This window comes from uncultured Eubacterium sp., assembly GCF_934525195.1.
In the GTDB taxonomy this organism is placed as follows: Bacteria; Bacillota; Clostridia; order Oscillospirales; family Acutalibacteraceae; genus Eubacterium_R.
On record NZ_CAKSZA010000001.1, the window covers coordinates 361,094 to 376,735 of the forward strand.

Genomic DNA, 15,642 nt, shown 5'->3' on the forward strand with positions numbered 1-15,642 from the left:
AACTGTTGATTTTTGGAATTTGATGGAATATAATAACCTCGCATTGTATCCACAGAGGAAAATATCTTTCTCGGCTTGTGCGATTTTATGTGTTATTCGCACGGCTTTGGAACAGTAGCAGAAAGGAAAATTGAATATGAAAAACACAAAAACACAAAAGATAGTGGGTATCGGTCTTTTCACCGCTATCATAGTTGCCCTCCAGCTTCTTGCGGCATCTATCAAATTCGGACCGTTTTCAATCACATTGGTGCTTGCACCTATCGTTATCGGCGCTGCTCTTTACGGCATCGGCGCAGGAGCATGGCTCGGTCTTGCATTTGGAGTCAGCGTTCTTATCAGCGGTGATGCGGCAGCATTTATGACCATCAACCCGGCAGGAACAGTGGCTACGGTATTGCTCAAGGGTATGCTTGCAGGTCTTGTTGCAGGTTTGATTTACAAAGCACTTGAAAGCAAGAACAAAACCGTTGCGGTTGTTTTGGCAGGTATTGCCTGTCCGATAGTTAACACGGGCGTGTTCCTCATTGGCTGCTATCTTTTCTTCCAAGAATGGTTGGTTTCTGTATTCGGCACAACAGGCTTTGCAACCGTTGTAACCGGTCTTGTATCTGTTAACTTCGCCGTTGAACTTGGCATCAATATGGTTTTGGCTTCGGTTATCGTGAGAATTATCGACATCGGCAAAAAGCAATTGAAAAAGAATTCATAAAACACAAATATGACTAACAAATACCGACTTCAAGCAGGTCGGTATTTTTTTATTGTATAAAAAGTCAAATAATGTTATAATATCTACAATAAAATAAAAATCGGTGGAAAATATGAAATACGAAAACGAAAAAGAAAAAGACAGAGATTACAGAACAAACGACAACCTCGTCATCGGCAGAAACGCCGTAACCGAACTTCTCAAAAGCGACAGAGAGGTTGAAAATGTGCTTATTGCAAAGGGTGAGCGAGAGGGTTCAATCAACAGAATTATCGGTCTTTGCAAGGAAAAGAAAATTGTAATAAAGAATGTTGACAGAAAGAAGCTGGACTTTTTGGCTCCGGGCGGTAATCACCAGGGCGTTGTGGCAAATGTTCCTGCTCACGAATATTCGACTGTTGACGAAATCCTTGCATACGCAGAAAAAAAAGGTGAAGCCCCATTCATCATTATGTGTGATGAGATTGAGGACAGTCACAATCTCGGTGCAATCATCAGAACAGCCGAGGCTTGCGGTGCACACGGAATAATCATTCCAAAAAGACGAAATGTAGGTCTTAATTTCATTGTTGCAAAAACAAGCTGCGGAGCACTTGAATATATGAAAGTTGCAAGAGTGACAAACCTTGCATCAACCATTGACGAATTAAAAAAGAAAAACATTTGGGTTTATGCCGCAGATATGGACGGTCAGCGTTGGGACAAGACCGACTTTTCGGGCGGTGCGTGCCTTGTTGTGGGCAACGAGGGCGAAGGAGTCGGCAGACTCATCAAGGAAAAATGCGATGTCACCGTCAGTCTGCCTATGCTCGGCAAGGTGAACAGCCTGAATGCTTCCGTTGCGGCAGGAATATTGATGTACGAAATTGCAAGACAACGACTTGACAAATAGGAGAAATAATGAGCGACAATAATCTTTCTATTGACGAAATCATTAAAAAGGCAGAAATAATCAAAGCTCAAGCTGAGCAACAGCTAAAGGATGCCCAAAAAAATTTGGACGAAATGGCACGATCGGCTATTGATGAGGTTACCGTCGACAGCGAAGCGGTTATGAAACGAGTTGAGGAACTCAGCGACGAGGAAGACGATATAAAAGAATTTGTGCCGTCTAAATCAAAAAAGGCCTCGGAAAAAACCATTGCATTTCCAAAATTCAACAAGAAAAAGCACATTGAAGCCAACGACGACTCCGATGTTAAACAGCATACTCAAAAAATCCCAAAAGCCGTTGAAAAAACAATGGTGATTGATTCAGAGGAAGAAGATATTTTTGAAAAGCCGATTATCCCTGCCGAAAAAACACGGCCTGTTATTCTCACGCCAAAAAGCGAAAGCAAAAGTCCTGACAGATTGCAGGAAGTTCCTACCATCGTTGCAAGAGAAAACCTGAGCAAATACCTTGACGGCAACGATGATATTAAAGAAGAAACGGGCATACAGATGTGCTTTGAAGGCTTTGATGATATGACGGAGGAAGTTCCTACCATTGACGAAGAGGAAGCCGAAAAGCTACTTAACGAACAGCGAAAAGAAAAGGTCAACAAATTCCGCTTATTCGGACCTGAGGAAACCGACACAGAGCTCGGCGACACGGACTACGAGGAAAAAGATTACAAAACAAAGGACGACAGGCAGACCATACTCACTTCCCTGCTCAAGAAAAAATCAAGAGTGAATATTCAAGCAATCATTTCTTGTGTTTTGTTCGGAATTCTATTATTGATGACCGTACTTAAAGATACCGAATATCTGCCGCAGGCAATAGCGGAAAATGACAAATTTTTCATTACAGCATCCGTTTTGTCATTGCTTACCGTCGCAGTAAATTTCAATATTTTTCTGCACGGTTTCAATTTCAAAAAAGGCATAAACAGCGACTTTTCGCTTTCTGTATTAAGCCTTATTGTGTCAGCTCAAACGCTTGCATTTGCCGTTCATGAAGATCTATGGCTTAACAACGGCGTATTTCTTGGCTCGGCGCTTGCATTTGCATATATTTTGGCACTTCTCGGCAAGCAACAAATACTTGTCAGAATCATTGACAACTTTGATTTCATAATCAACAGCGGTGAAACCTACTGTCTTGAAAACATTGCAAATGTACTTGACGTCAAAGTGCTATGCAGAGGCAATGTTGACGAGGAGGACGCAATCATCAAAACCAGCGTCAAAACCGATTTGCCAACTAACTTTATGGAAATCAGTTGCAAAACAGAACCGTCCGACAAAACCACCCGTGTGCTCACGCCGCTTATGGTTTTTCTCAGCGGACTGTTGTTTATTATAATCGGATTAAAAGATAATTGGGGCACAGGGATAAACACGGCGGTTTGTGCTCTGACAATTTCAACTCCGGTGTCGCTGTTGTTTATTATGAACAACGTGCTCACAGACATTTCGGCAGAACTTGACAAATACGGCGCAAGGGTGTGTGGCTTTGAGGGTGCTCAAATGGCAGCATCAACAGATGCGGTTGTGCTTGAAGCGGCAAATCTTTTCGGAACTCACGGTTGTGATTTGCACGGCATAAAGGTTTTCAACAACACAAAAATTGATGACGCAATCATCTATGCGGCGGCTGTTATCATAAAAACAAAGAGTCCTCTTGCTCACGTTTTTGACAATGTCATTATCGGCAAACAATCCATCTTGCCAAAAGTTGACAGCGTTCAATATGAAGAACAGATGGGGACTTCTGCTTGGGTTTATCACAAAAAAGTTCTTGTGGGCAACAGAAATTTGCTCATCAATCACGGCGTAAATGTGCCAAAAATCAGTTTTGAACAAAAATACACAAGGCGCAACAGAAAAGCTTTATATCTTGCTGTTGACGGCAAAATTATGGCAATGTTTGTTGTGTCGTACAGCGCCGACCCTGACCTCAAGCGAGAACTCATCAAGCTTGAAAAAACAGGAATTACGCTGATTGTAAAAAGCAGCGACCCATACATAAACGAAGAAAGTCTTACAAATCTTTTTGACTTGCCAAAAGGCTACATTAAGGTGATGAACAGGCAGGCTGCAAGGGTGTTTGAAAAATATTCCGATATGCAGGTTGAAAAATCACCGGCTTATGTTGTGCACAACGGCACGGCAAAGGGATTGATATCCTCAATGCGAGGTGCGTTGACCGTAAACGGCACAAAAAGAATAATTGCATTTTTGACAACATTTGGCAGCACGCTTGGTTTCGCAACTGTTGCGATTCTCGGAATTGTCGGATGGTACAGCCAAATCACCGACACGGCAATTGTCGTCAGCCAAATTGTTTGGGGTGCTTTTGTGCTTGCCGTATCAAAATTAAGACGAATAGGCTTTTAGTTATTATTGACAACGCAGGCAATAACGAATATAATAAAAACACAAAATTATAAAATAAAGGCAGATTACCTTATGAGTTTTAGAATAATTGCAGACAGCTGCTGCGACAGAACAGAAAGAATGAAAGATTGGGACAACATCACATTTGTTCCGTTGACACTCAGCATTGACGACTACACCATTCAAGATGACGAGAACTTTGACCAAGACGATTTCATCAGAAGAACGCTTGAATCAAAAAATGTTCCAAAAACAGCTTGTCCGTCACCCGAAGCATTTGCAAGTGCAATGGACTGTGACGAAGATGACATCTATGTTTTGACAATCACAGACAAGCTTTCGGGCACATACAACAGTGCTCTTCAGGGCAAAATGCTTTTTGAGGAAGAGCACGCGGGCAAAAATGTTCATGTGTTCAACTCCCTTGCAACGTCAGGACTTGAAAGCCTCATTGCAGAAAAAATCAAGGAGCTTGGCGACAGCGGTGCGAATTTTGAAACAATAGTTTCTACCGTTGAGGACTTTATCGTTAACCACACGGCACTTTATTTTTGCCTTGAGTCGCTTGATGTTCTCAACCAAAACGGCAGACTTTACGCTATGGCTGCAACAATCCTCAAAAAGATTAAGCTAAAACTAATCTGCGAAAGGACACAAGAGGGTTCTGTAAAGCTTGCAGGTCAGGAATTCAGCGCAAACAGAGCGTTGATTAAAATGGCAAACATCATAGCAAACGAAGTTAAAGACAGCAATCCGAGCGAGCAAAGAATTATTCTTTCTCATGTATGCTGTGAGGACAAGGCAAAGCTTGTTGCGGAAAAACTCGAAAGTGCCGGTTTCGGTTCAATCGAAATCGTAAAGGCAAGCGGACTCAACTCTGTTTATGCCGCAAACGGCGGTCTTATCGTTTCATTTACAAAATAACAAAACACCCTGTCGTTTATACGGCAGGGATATTTTTAACTATTTTAACTATGAGAATAATCAATTTTGAAATCACCGAAAAAGACGACAAGAAGCAAATACGGACTTTTTTGCGAGAATTCGGCGTGTCTGCTTCATTGCTCACAAAATTGAAGCGCACCGAAAACGGAATCACCAAAAACGGCGTGTTTGCAAAGACAATAGAAGAACTTTCCGTCGGTGACACACTTACAATAAAAATCGAAAATTCGGGTTCTATCGCACGACCAATGTGCATCGACATAGAAATTCCGTACGAAGATGAGGACATAATAGTGCTCAACAAGCCTCCGCTTTTGCCTGTGCACGAAAGCAGAAACCACATCGGCGACACGCTTTCAAATTTTGTGGCATATCACTGCGGAGAGGATATGGCATTCAGGGCGGTGTACAGACTTGACCGTGACACAAGCGGACTTGTGCTTGTTGCCAAAAACGAACTTGCCGCCGCCAAACTTGCGGGCAAAATCAAAAAAGACTACTATGCTGTCGTTGACGGAACAATAGAAAATGATGGTGTAATTGACGCTCCGATTGCAAGATGCGGTGACAGCATCATAAAACGAAAGGTTGATGAAAACGGAGAAACCGCAATCACAGAATACTATCCTGTCAAATCAAACGGCAACGCTACGCTTGTAAAATTCAACCTGAAAACAGGGCGAACGCACCAAATCAGAGTGCATATGGAACACATCGGGCACAGTTTGCTTGGAGATAATATCTACGGCGGCGACTGTTCAACGATAAACAGACAGGCTTTGCACTGTAAAGATATTTACTTTACACATCCAATTACAGAAAAGCAAATGCACATCACCTGCGATTTTCCGAGCGATATAAAAAACCTTGTATAATTTTAAATTCATTGTGGAAAAAGCATACTAAATGTGGTAAAATATCATTAATCAAATACATACGGAGGGATAATTATGAAACTTAACCCAAGTGCAGATATTGACTATAACATCTTAGAGGAAGGCATTTACCTTTACAAAATAAATGACGAAATCACAACATACGACATCAGAATGAAAGCTCCAAACAAAGAACAGGTGCTCACTAATTCTGCAATCCACACCATTGAACACATCATCAACACTTATCTTGAAACTGTTGAATTTGCAGACAATATAATTTACTTTGGACCAATGGGAAGCAGAACCGGATTTTATCTTCTCACAAAAAATTTGAGCGACAGATATTCGATTGAACTCATCAAGAGCGCATTTGACTACGTTGCTGAATTTTGGGGCAGAATTCCAAACGCATCACCAAACGAATGTGGCAACTGTCTTGAGCACAATCTTCCACAGGCAAAAGAAGAAGCAAAGCATTTTTTGAGCGTTATTAAGGATTGGACAAAAGATGACCTTTCCTACCCTGTTTCCTCATCAGATGATGAGGAAACAGAAGAATAATCCTGTTGACTAACTATAAAAGTTATGATAGTATACAAGATGTCTAAGGACAAATAATATATAAATGAAAGGAAGTTTTGAATATGGAAATCACAAAGCAAACAACAATGGGCGATATGATTGAATACGACAGAGGCATTGCTGTTGTTCTTATGGAGGCAGGTATGCACTGTGTAGGTTGCCCGGCATCAATCGGCGAATCACTTGAGGAGGCTTGCCAAGTGCACGGCCTTGATTCTGACGAGGTATTAAAAAACATTCAGGAATATTTGACAAATAAATAAAATGAAAAACAAAAAAGTTTTTGCAATTATATTTGCTGTAATTTTTGCAGTTGCTATCGGCATTGTGATATATTCAACCCAATCATCAAAAACCGATGAAAATCCGGAAATTGAAGCATCACAATCCGTAACAAAAAGCACAACTGTTCCGGCAACTGCACCAACCGAAAAAATCGAAAGCGTTGTTACTGCCAACGAGGACAAAATACAGGCGCAATCAACAGAAGTTCCAAAGTCTGTGCAAGGCAAGTATTGGTATCTTTTTGACGACGAAAAGAAAACAGCGTATGTTTTTCAATTTGAAAAAACCAATCAGGTCAATCTTGCATATTTTGGCGAAGAAACAATCGGCGGTCTTGATGCCGAATACACAAAGGGATACTGCGTATATTCGTATTCTGACGGCAAAATTTCAATCAAAGATATGCCCGACCAATTTCCTGATTCATCATTCGATTTTAAGGTAAAAAAGGGCAAAGTTGTCTATGGCAAGGCTGAACTTGAAGCAATGAAAGATTTGAGCCTTGACAATGCGCTGACTCATTTTGAATAAAACCAACAAAACGGTAAGGAAATCAATCCCTACCGTTTTTCTTTTAATAATTTAGTTTTATAACATTATTTCCGACTTTATTTTCAAATTCAACATAGCCTCTGTTTGGAACAAATATAACCGTCGGTGCCGTGTTTTCCTTGCAATCATACTCAAGTCTGAAACTTCTGCTGTTGCTGTCGGTTGAATATTCAACAATATCTCCGCACACAGCACATGGATACGGTCGATTTATAACCGAAGTAAACTTTTTATCTTTAATTCGATAATTCCAATAAATACTCGACCACTGATATTTTTCGAACTGCGAATAAATGTAATCAATATGCTCAACCCATTTATGACCGTTTTTGGCACTTCCGCCCCATTCGCCCATAACAACGGGAACATTCATTTTCAGCTGATTTTTGCGGATTGAATCAATGATGTACTTTATTCTTGCGTCGCTTGAATAATTGTTGTACAGCGGTGAATCAATGAACAAATCGTATGCGTGGGGCGAATATATATAGTTATCCTTTGTTTGAATTTCAAACGGAATGCCCAGGTTTGAATAATAATTATGTTCAAAAAACGCAAGCTTGTCGTCATCGATTTTGTCTGCCATAGAATCAACGAACGGCTGATAGTATTCACTGTTGAAGCCCTCGGTGTATTTTTCAAGCCCTTTGACCGCATTTCCGAAAGCCTCGAAGCTGTCAAGTTTGTTCAAGAATTTCTTTAGTCCGCCGTGCTTGTTCACCCTGTGCATAAAGGCAAAAAACATACGGATAAATCCTCGTCTTTCTCTGCCGTTCTTGAAATAATCATCGGCACAAAATTCCTCATTTGTGCCCTCTTTAAGTCCGTTACCGACAAGTCGGCAAAAGATTTTGTTGGAATAATCGGTAATCATCGGCTCATTGAGGAAGTCGTAGCCGATAACATTATCATAGTCTTTGAATTCAAGCACAAGCTTATCCCAAAACTCCGAAAAATCCGTTTGAACATTGTTTTTGTTACGCCAAAAATCGTTGAACGCTCTTTGAACATCCTTGAAATAAAAATATCCCTCTGCCCAAATTGCGACAGGTCTTTTGCGTGGATAATCCTTTGTCACCCAACTCGGAGCACCGTCGCCAAAACGGAACTTTCTGCAATACAAATCCTGATGCACATCCAAAAGAACATAAATATTGTTTTCCTGTGCGGTGCTGACAAACTTTTTCAAAAATCTGAAAGCACGCTCGTCAAAGCAATTCTTTTCAGGTTCAAGCGCCGACCAATTGAAACCAAGGCGAATGATGTTTATTCCGTTTTCGACATACTCGGCAAAGGTTTTATCAAACCGCTTTTCACGTTCATAAACAAAAAAATTAAATTTATCTTTTTTTATACAAATATTTACACCCTTAAATATACGCTGTCTGCCGTGTTCATCACGAATTGCAAGACCGTCTTTACAGAACATTACTCCACCCTTTCGCCTGTCAAGAATGACAAATTATCTGTCAACTCGGCCAAATCGGTATTATCAAAAAAGCCTTTAATGAGCCTGATTGCATCTGCCTTTGACTGCTCAAACAAATCCTCGAAGCTGTCGTTTCTTTTCACCTTATTAAACGGTGACGACCACGCCCCGTGATTGACATTTGCAAATTTCACGGCATACTGCATATTATCAACCCTGAACATTGATGACGGCTTGAAACCTTTTGCAAGCGGAGAAATCACAGTTTCAAGAGGTTTCATCACTCTGCGAAGTTTATTCTTCGGGTCAAAGGTCACCGCCTGAATGTATCGCAAATCATCAATCGCCTGTTCCGCATCTGCCGTGCCGACAAATTTTTCAGTAGCGTTTGAAACAAAACTGCTTATGATTTTTGCACAATGTGTGCGAGTTAAATCGGTATAATTAAGCGTTTTTTCGGTGTCAAACGAAGCAGGATTTTGCACACCCAAGCGTTTATACAACAAATAAGAATCAAGTCCGAATTCTGCCATATTATGTGCTGTGAAATGATGCATGCCCTTGTACAGTTCCTCAAAACGGTACTGCATAAAATAGATGTACGGATGGCACACCCTGTCAAGTGCATAGTGCAAAACAAAGCCGACCGCATAGGATTTTGCAACATCATCATTTGGATTTTGAGTTATATAACTACGCATTGCACCAAGGATAGAACTCGGCTTTGCACGGTGCAAAATCGAGCCGACCTTGCGCATACTTTTGCCACTCATCCACGGCAAAATTCTGTGGTCATAAAACACATCAGGACCTTGCGTGCCGATATAAACAGCCTGCTCATCAACAGAAAAATCAACATTTTTCCTGACCTCGTCCATCAACTCATAAGCAAACAAATAATGCGTTGAATATGCCGGCATAATATCACCCTTTGTTTAATAATCTATGTTTTTAAGTTAAATCTGATGCCTGTCAACAACTTCAATTTGGTTTGAATACAGCGTCACAAGACTGCCAGCATCCTCGTAATAAGAAATATATCCCCTTGCAACCCAATTATAATCCGACGACATATTGCGAATGTTTGAAATGCAAATACCGCTCAATCCGTCAACATTAAATCTTGAAGCCATCAATTTGTTTGTTAAAAACAAAGTAAAATTAGTTGGGTCAAAAGTTTTTGCTTCTTTGTAATAAAACAATATTCCCATCGATTCAACTCTGCAATCTTCAGGCAAACCGACTGCCATCAAGAAAGAACCCGTGCTTGTTTCTTCGTCAAAATCGTAATGCAATTCAACGGCAGGTTTATCATTTTCAGAAGTCGGAGGAACAGGAAGTTCTATATTCTTTTTATCATATTCAGCAACAACGGAAAAATCCTCGCCTGCCTGCAATTTTGCAAGAACATCAGCCTCGCTATATACCCATCTTCCGTTGGTGTAGCCATATCTATATGGAACTTCAGGTACAAATTCGGCAATGGAAGTCACGTTCTGCCACTCATCAATAGTTTTTGTTACAGTTGATTTCACCCAATTTGTATAGGTGTTGAATGTCAGCGTTGCGGAATTATTCTTAACAAACACAGCCTTCAAACTTGTATTGGCAATTATCACAAATGTGTATTCCGCTTTTTTGCTGAAATAGAGGTTATTCACCGTGTCGTACCAACCGACAAATTTGTAACCGTCATTCGGGGTGGCTGTCAAAGTTACTGAAGTTCCGTACAACACAGCGTTTTCACCCTTGACATTTGCATCGTCATCATACCGAATGTCATAACTTCCGTTTGGTGCAGTAACCGCAAAATCAAGATAAGGGTCAAGACCGTTCATTCCGTCCAATATTTTTTCCACTAAAGCGTCGACCTGCTTTTGCGACAGATTTGACAAATCATCCGGAACAGAATTAATCCTATCCATAAGCTCGTTATAAGTGCTTTCTGAAAAATCCTCAGGCAAATATTCATCTATAATTGAAATCAAATAATCTAAGACTTCTGTATCAGGGCCAAAAAAGAGATTTGCTTCGTCAAGACATTCGTTGCCTATGCCTATTTCCATTTTATCCCAATTTTCCTGTGTTGAATAATAATAAATAGACACCAACGAATTGCAAGCGTAAAACGCATTGTCGCCAACAGATGTTACGCTGTTTGGTATTGAAATATCATAAATATTATTGCAAGAATAAAATAAAAACGGAGCAACAGAAGTTATGCCGTCGGAAACAACAATACTTTTTACATATTCACTTTTGAAAAACGGCGATTTTTTTGTATCAAGATTATAGTCATTATACATATCGCCAGTTCCGGTAATTGTCAACTCTCCCGTTTCCTTGTTAAGCTCATACTCCACATTATTTCCGCATTTACCGCTGACAAGATCCCATGAAATATCTGTATCAGGTTGTTGAGGATAAGCAAACACTACCGAGCTTACAAAAAAAGTGCCAAAAATCATCAAAAGTGATAATAACAAAGCAACTAATCTTTTCATTATGCTGCCTCCTAAAGCCAAAATTAAATCAATTATATTTTGATTATAACATTTTACAGCAAAATAAACAACACAATTCCGAAAAGCATAAAACAATTTGTACAACGTACACATACAAAAAGCAACCTGAACTTAAAGTCCAAGTTGCTTTTCGTTAATATAAATCATTTTTTTAAAGCTATTTCTTTTCCCAACCGGAATACAGGGTCATACTGTCGCTGACAGTGTCTTTTTCAACATCAAACTGATTTTTGCAATCTTTGTCTGTATACCAGCCGGTGAATGTGTACCCCTCTTTAACCGGGTTTTCTTCAACCTCAACGAGCTGACCATACATAACCTTTTGGTTTTCTATCTGCGAACCGCCGTCGGTGTTGAAAGTGACAGTGAAGCCTGCGTGACTTACCGCAAAAATCATACAGGCAATCAGAACGATAATACCAATCAAAATCAACCTGTCCGCCGTTTTAACCGACATCTTCACATTTCTGTAAAGTCCGCCAGGTTTTCTTTCAGTATTTAGACTCATTGTGTTATTATCTTCCATTGTTTTCACTGCCTTTCAAAGAGATAATGGGGGATGAAATGAATAGTTATTATCTGCGTGCAAGATACTTACGCATATCGATTGCACACGCAACAAGGATGATTACACCCTTGATGATGTAAAGCATATTTGCCGATACAGAAAGGAAGTTAAGACCTGCGAAAATAATCTGCAAAAGAAGAACGCCGATTACAATACCGCTGATTTTACCTGTACCGCCTACGAAAGATACACCGCCGATTACGCAAGCTGCGATAGCGTCACATTCGTAGTTAAGACCTGTATTTGCAGAGCAAGAAGCAATACGAGCACCCTCGATGAAACCTGTGATACCGTACATAACACCTGCAAGAACAAATACCATAAGTATTGTCATAAACACATTTACACCCGAAACTCTTGCAGCCTCTTCGTTTGAGCCGACTGCAAACATATTCTTACCGAACTTTGTCTTGTTCCAGATAACCCACATAATTGCTGTGAGGATGATGGAATAAAGAACATATTTTGGAATGGCAACACCGCCGATTGTGAACAATGTGCCTGTGATGAAATTTGTGTATGATGGATCAAGACCTGAAAGAGTTTGACCGTTGTTGCCGCCAATCATAAGATACATAAGAACTGTACCGAATACGATAAGCTGGGTAGAAAGAGTTACGATGAACGGATGAAGCTTGAACTTTGCAACAAAGAAACCGTTTACAACACCGACAACTGCACCGATTGCAATTACTGCAAGGAACACAACGATGAGAGGCATTGTCTTGAGGTTAGGGAACATTTTGTTTGCATAATCCGTCATCTGCAAAAGAGATGCCGCAACGCAGGCAGTAAGACCAACGCATCGACCGGCAGAAATATCTGTACCTGTAAGTACGATACATCCTGCGATACCAAGTGCAATTGGCAACTTAGCCGCTGTAAGCGAAATAATATTTACGATTGATGATACGCTCAAGAACGCCGGAACTTTAACCGCAATAAATATAACTGCAATTGCGATAATGATGTACATTGCGTTGTTGAACAACAAATCGGTGATAAGTCTTTTTTTATCGTCAGGGCTTGCCTCTTTGAAATTCTGAATCCAAAGGGAAACTCTTGACGGCTTTTTCATTTTTTTAACATTTTGCTCAGCCATAGTGAAATCCTCCTTATACATATTTTGCCGCAAGGGTCATAATTTCTTCCTGAGTGGTTGTCTTTGCATCCACTTCGCCCGAAAGTCTGCCGCCCGACATAACAAGAATTTTGTCGCACACGCCGAGAAGCTCAGGCATTTCGGAAGATACCATAATTATGGTTTTGCCCTTTTTGGCAAGATCGAGAATAAGCTGATAAATCTCATACTTTGCACCTACATCGATACCTCTTGTAGGTTCGTCCAAAAGAAGCACGGTAGGGTCGGTAAGCAACCATCTTGCAAGGATAACCTTTTGCTGATTACCACCCGACAAAGAACTGATTTTTGTTTCCTGATTAGGGGTCTTAACCCTTAATGACTTGATATATTCTTCAGTAGCGTCCTTCATCTTTTTCTTGTTGAGGAACGGACCTGTCTGATATTTTTTCAAGCTTGAAATAGTGGTGTTTTCCCTGATGTTAAGTATTCCGAAAATACCGTTTGCACGCCTCTCCTCTGTCAAAAGAGCAAAGCCGTTTTTGATTGCATCCTTAGGGTGCTTGTTTTTAACCTCTTTACCGTCAAGGAAAATCTTGCCCGAGCGTCTTGTTGTGATACCGAATATTTGTTCCAAAAGCTCGGTTCTGCCTGAGCCGTCAAGTCCTGCGACACCGAGAATTTCTCCCCTGTTTGCTTCAAAGGATACATCAGTGAGATTTGTGTATTCTGCGCTGAGATTTTCAACCTTCAAAAGAACGTCGCCGATTTCGTTATCCTTTTCAGGATAGCGGTTTGTAAGCTCACGACCTACCATAAGCTTGATAATTTCGTTCATTGTAAGCTCACTTGCAGGTCTTGTGGCAATCCACTTACCGTCACGCATAATGGTGACTTCGTCGGAAATACGGAGGATTTCCTCCATTTTGTGAGAAATATAGATAATTCCGCAGCCTCTGTCACGAAGCATATTGATGATGCGGAACAAGTGCTCAACCTCTTCTTCTGTGAGTGATGAGGTCGGCTCGTCAAAAACAATAATTTTTGAATTGTACGAAACCGCCTTTGCGATTTCAACCATCTGTCTTTGAGATACGGACATTGTGCTCATAACAGTTTTTGGGTCAACATTTATATCAAGGTCTTTAAAAACCTTCATTGTTTCGTCATACATTTTCTTTTCGCTTGTAAACGGAACAAATTTTGACACCTGCGGAAATCTTCCGAGCCACATATTATCCATAACATTGCGCTTGAGTGCTTGGTTAAGTTCCTGATGCACCATAGCAACACCGTTTTCAAGGGCTTCCTTGGAGTTCTTGTAGTTAACCTCCTTGCCGTCAACATAGATTTGACCGCTGTCCTTGCTGTAAACACCGAAAAGGCACTTCATAAGTGTTGATTTGCCGGCTCCGTTTTCGCCCATAAGAGCATGAACCGTGCCTCGCTTTACCGTAAGCTGAGCGTGGTCAAGAGCCTTAACACCCGGGAATGACTTTTCTATATCAACCATTTTTAACAATACATCTTTGTCAGCAGCATCGGATATGTTTACATTTTTTTGCATAGCTATCTCTCCTATCTGCATTTATTTACGGTTGAGGCATAAAGCCCCAACCGTAGAAATTTTAATTGACACCGTAGAATTTAATTATTCGGCGCTATCTGCTGTGTATGCAGAGTAAGGGATGTTAACTCTCCATGTGCCTACTACATTTTCGGTATCGATACCGTCAAGAGCGTTTGCTCCGTCGAGGTAGTTCTTCATAATTGTTGTGATTGCGGTTGCCATACCTTGAGCGTCCTGCTTGATTGTACCAACCATTGTGCCTGCCTTAATTGCTGACTTTGCAGCGTCTGTTGCGTCAACACCAAATACAGGAATGTATGTGCCGCCCTCTTTGTTGTAGCCTGCTGTCTGAAGAGCAGAAACTGCACCAAGAGCCATTTCGTCGTTGTTTGCGATAACAAGTTCAATCATATTCTTGTTAGCTTCTGTATACTGTGCAAGAGCTGTGCTCATATAGTTTGTTGCAGCAGCTGATGACCAAAGACCGTCCTGGTCAACAAGATACTTGTTCTTGTTTGCCTTGTCGTAGAATTCAAGTTCAGGCTTGCCTGCTTCTTTGAGAACTGTGTTTGCGTCCTCAACACCGTACTGTGTACGAGCAATAGCTTCCATGTTGCCCTCTTGACCCTTGAACATTACATAGCTGATCTTGCCGTCGCCGTTAAGGTCGTACTTGTCATAATTTTCAACAAGGTATTCACCAATCATCTTACCCTGCATATGACCTGCCTGCTCGTAATCTGTACCTACGAATACGCACTTTTCATAGCTTTCGATAACTGACTGATCAACCGAACGGTTGAAGAATACAACAGGAACATTCTTTGCCTTTGCAAGATTGATGATGTTCTGTGCAGCGTCGTTTGAGCCTGTGTCAACAACATTTACAATAAGCATTGATGAGCCTTTAGCAAGAGCTGTCTGAACCTGCTCGGTCTGTGTTGTCTGATTGCCGTTAGCATCATAATCGTTGAAGGTGTAGCCTGAATCCTTTAAGATTTTGTCCATTGAAGAACGAACGGTAGAAATATAAGCATCGCTGAATGTGTAGTAGAATACAGATATTTCACCCTTGTTCTTCGGTGCTTCGGTCTTTGAGTCGTCACCCTTGTTGGATGAGCATGCAGCAAAGCCGACAACCATTACTACTGCCAAAAGCAGTGCAAATAACTTTTTCATCTTTTTCATAAA

15 protein-coding genes are annotated in these 15,642 nt (G+C 40.8%); 8 read left to right on the top strand and 7 right to left on the bottom strand.

Translation table 11 applies throughout. The features are described from left to right. The first annotated feature begins 136 nt into the window (after positions 1 to 136). The 8 genes from Q0E03_RS01660 (at position 137) to Q0E03_RS01695 (ending at position 7,257) form a co-directional block, all read left to right on the top strand. Complete coding sequence (locus Q0E03_RS01660; protein WP_297128669.1) at positions 137 to 712, top strand: ECF transporter S component; 576 nt, start codon at positions 137 to 139, stop codon at positions 710 to 712. 112 nt (positions 713 to 824) lie between these two features. After that, entirely contained in the window at positions 825 to 1,604 is a 780-nt protein-coding gene (gene rlmB / locus Q0E03_RS01665; RefSeq protein ID WP_297128672.1) for a 23S rRNA (guanosine(2251)-2'-O)-methyltransferase RlmB, read from the top strand. Positions 1,605 to 1,612: 8 nt separating this feature from the next. After that, entirely contained in the window at positions 1,613 to 4,036 is a 2,424-nt protein-coding gene (locus tag Q0E03_RS01670) for a hypothetical protein (RefSeq protein ID WP_297128675.1), read from the top strand. Between the two features lie 72 nt (positions 4,037 to 4,108). Continuing rightward, positions 4,109 to 4,960: a DegV family protein gene (locus Q0E03_RS01675; protein WP_297128677.1), complete on the top strand. Its 852-nt coding sequence runs from the start codon at positions 4,109 to 4,111 to the stop codon at positions 4,958 to 4,960. Positions 4,961 to 5,010: 50 nt separating this feature from the next. Next, positions 5,011 to 5,856 (top strand): RluA family pseudouridine synthase, encoded by an 846-nt coding sequence (locus Q0E03_RS01680; RefSeq protein ID WP_297128681.1) that lies wholly within the window; start codon positions 5,011 to 5,013, stop codon positions 5,854 to 5,856. Positions 5,857 to 5,931: 75 nt separating this feature from the next. After that, the gene (locus Q0E03_RS01685; RefSeq protein ID WP_297128684.1) at positions 5,932 to 6,420 is read left to right on the top strand and encodes an S-ribosylhomocysteine lyase; all 489 of its coding nucleotides are present in this window, start codon (positions 5,932 to 5,934) and stop codon (positions 6,418 to 6,420) included. Between the two features lie 83 nt (positions 6,421 to 6,503). Beyond that, complete coding sequence (locus Q0E03_RS01690) at positions 6,504 to 6,704, top strand: DUF1858 domain-containing protein (RefSeq protein WP_297128687.1); 201 nt, start codon at positions 6,504 to 6,506, stop codon at positions 6,702 to 6,704. 1 nt (position 6,705) lies between these two features. After that, a complete protein-coding gene (locus Q0E03_RS01695; protein WP_297128692.1) occupies positions 6,706 to 7,257 on the top strand; it encodes a hypothetical protein in 552 nt (183 codons plus the stop codon). Between the two features lie 43 nt (positions 7,258 to 7,300). Here the strand turns inward: Q0E03_RS01695 and Q0E03_RS01700 are convergent, their stop codons facing one another. From Q0E03_RS01700 to Q0E03_RS01730, 7 genes are all read right to left on the bottom strand, one after another. Further along, positions 7,301 to 8,707 carry a cellulase family glycosylhydrolase gene (locus Q0E03_RS01700; protein WP_297128695.1) on the bottom strand — a complete coding sequence of 469 codons (1,407 nt, stop codon included), beginning with the start codon at positions 8,705 to 8,707 and terminating at the stop codon, positions 7,301 to 7,303. Beyond that, a complete protein-coding gene (locus tag Q0E03_RS01705) occupies positions 8,707 to 9,627 on the bottom strand; it encodes a zinc dependent phospholipase C family protein (RefSeq protein ID WP_297128698.1) in 921 nt (306 codons plus the stop codon). Before Q0E03_RS01705 ends, Q0E03_RS01700 begins: the two co-directional genes overlap by 1 nt. Positions 9,628 to 9,663: 36 nt before the next feature. Next, complete coding sequence (locus Q0E03_RS01710) at positions 9,664 to 11,211, bottom strand: leucine-rich repeat protein (RefSeq protein ID WP_297128701.1); 1,548 nt, start codon at positions 11,209 to 11,211, stop codon at positions 9,664 to 9,666. A gap of 178 nt (positions 11,212 to 11,389) precedes the next feature. Next, on the bottom strand, positions 11,390 to 11,758 hold the full coding sequence (locus Q0E03_RS01715; RefSeq protein ID WP_297128704.1) for an InlB B-repeat-containing protein: 369 nt from the start codon (positions 11,756 to 11,758) through the stop codon (positions 11,390 to 11,392). Positions 11,759 to 11,807: 49 nt separating this feature from the next. Then, positions 11,808 to 12,902 carry a galactose/methyl galactoside ABC transporter permease MglC gene (locus tag Q0E03_RS01720; RefSeq protein ID WP_367269867.1) on the bottom strand — a complete coding sequence of 365 codons (1,095 nt, stop codon included), beginning with the start codon at positions 12,900 to 12,902 and terminating at the stop codon, positions 11,808 to 11,810. A gap of 13 nt (positions 12,903 to 12,915) precedes the next feature. After that, complete coding sequence (locus Q0E03_RS01725; RefSeq protein ID WP_297128707.1) at positions 12,916 to 14,448, bottom strand: sugar ABC transporter ATP-binding protein; 1,533 nt, start codon at positions 14,446 to 14,448, stop codon at positions 12,916 to 12,918. An 84-nt stretch (positions 14,449 to 14,532) separates the two neighbouring features. Continuing rightward, positions 14,533 to 15,639, bottom strand: coding sequence for a galactose ABC transporter substrate-binding protein (locus tag Q0E03_RS01730; protein ID WP_297128710.1), 1,107 nt, complete (start codon positions 15,637 to 15,639; stop codon positions 14,533 to 14,535). Positions 15,640 to 15,642: the final 3 nt, after the last annotated feature.

Bases quoted from the DNA above. Each gene is read 5' to 3' on its own strand.
- Q0E03_RS01690 (WP_297128687.1), top strand. From the start codon at position 6,504: ATGGAAATCACAAAGCAAACAACAATGGGCGATATGATTGAATACGAC.
- rlmB (WP_297128672.1), top strand. From the start codon at position 825: ATGAAATACGAAAACGAAAAAGAAAAAGACAGAGATTACAGAACAAAC.
- Q0E03_RS01695 (WP_297128692.1), top strand. From the start codon at position 6,706: ATGAAAAACAAAAAAGTTTTTGCAATTATATTTGCTGTAATTTTTGCA.
- Q0E03_RS01705 (WP_297128698.1), bottom strand. From the start codon at position 9,627: ATGCCGGCATATTCAACGCATTATTTGTTTGCTTATGAGTTGATGGAC.
- Q0E03_RS01675 (WP_297128677.1), top strand. From the start codon at position 4,109: ATGAGTTTTAGAATAATTGCAGACAGCTGCTGCGACAGAACAGAAAGA.
- Q0E03_RS01720 (WP_367269867.1), bottom strand. From the start codon at position 12,902: ATGGCTGAGCAAAATGTTAAAAAAATGAAAAAGCCGTCAAGAGTTTCC.
- Q0E03_RS01660 (WP_297128669.1), top strand. From the start codon at position 137: ATGAAAAACACAAAAACACAAAAGATAGTGGGTATCGGTCTTTTCACC.
- Q0E03_RS01725 (WP_297128707.1), bottom strand. From the start codon at position 14,448: ATGCAAAAAAATGTAAACATATCCGATGCTGCTGACAAAGATGTATTG.
- Q0E03_RS01680 (WP_297128681.1), top strand. From the start codon at position 5,011: ATGAGAATAATCAATTTTGAAATCACCGAAAAAGACGACAAGAAGCAA.
- Q0E03_RS01715 (WP_297128704.1), bottom strand. From the start codon at position 11,758: ATGGAAGATAATAACACAATGAGTCTAAATACTGAAAGAAAACCTGGC.
- Q0E03_RS01710 (WP_297128701.1), bottom strand. From the start codon at position 11,211: ATGAAAAGATTAGTTGCTTTGTTATTATCACTTTTGATGATTTTTGGC.
- Q0E03_RS01730 (WP_297128710.1), bottom strand. From the start codon at position 15,639: ATGAAAAAGATGAAAAAGTTATTTGCACTGCTTTTGGCAGTAGTAATG.
- Q0E03_RS01670 (WP_297128675.1), top strand. From the start codon at position 1,613: ATGAGCGACAATAATCTTTCTATTGACGAAATCATTAAAAAGGCAGAA.
- Q0E03_RS01685 (WP_297128684.1), top strand. From the start codon at position 5,932: ATGAAACTTAACCCAAGTGCAGATATTGACTATAACATCTTAGAGGAA.
- Q0E03_RS01700 (WP_297128695.1), bottom strand. From the start codon at position 8,707: ATGTTCTGTAAAGACGGTCTTGCAATTCGTGATGAACACGGCAGACAG.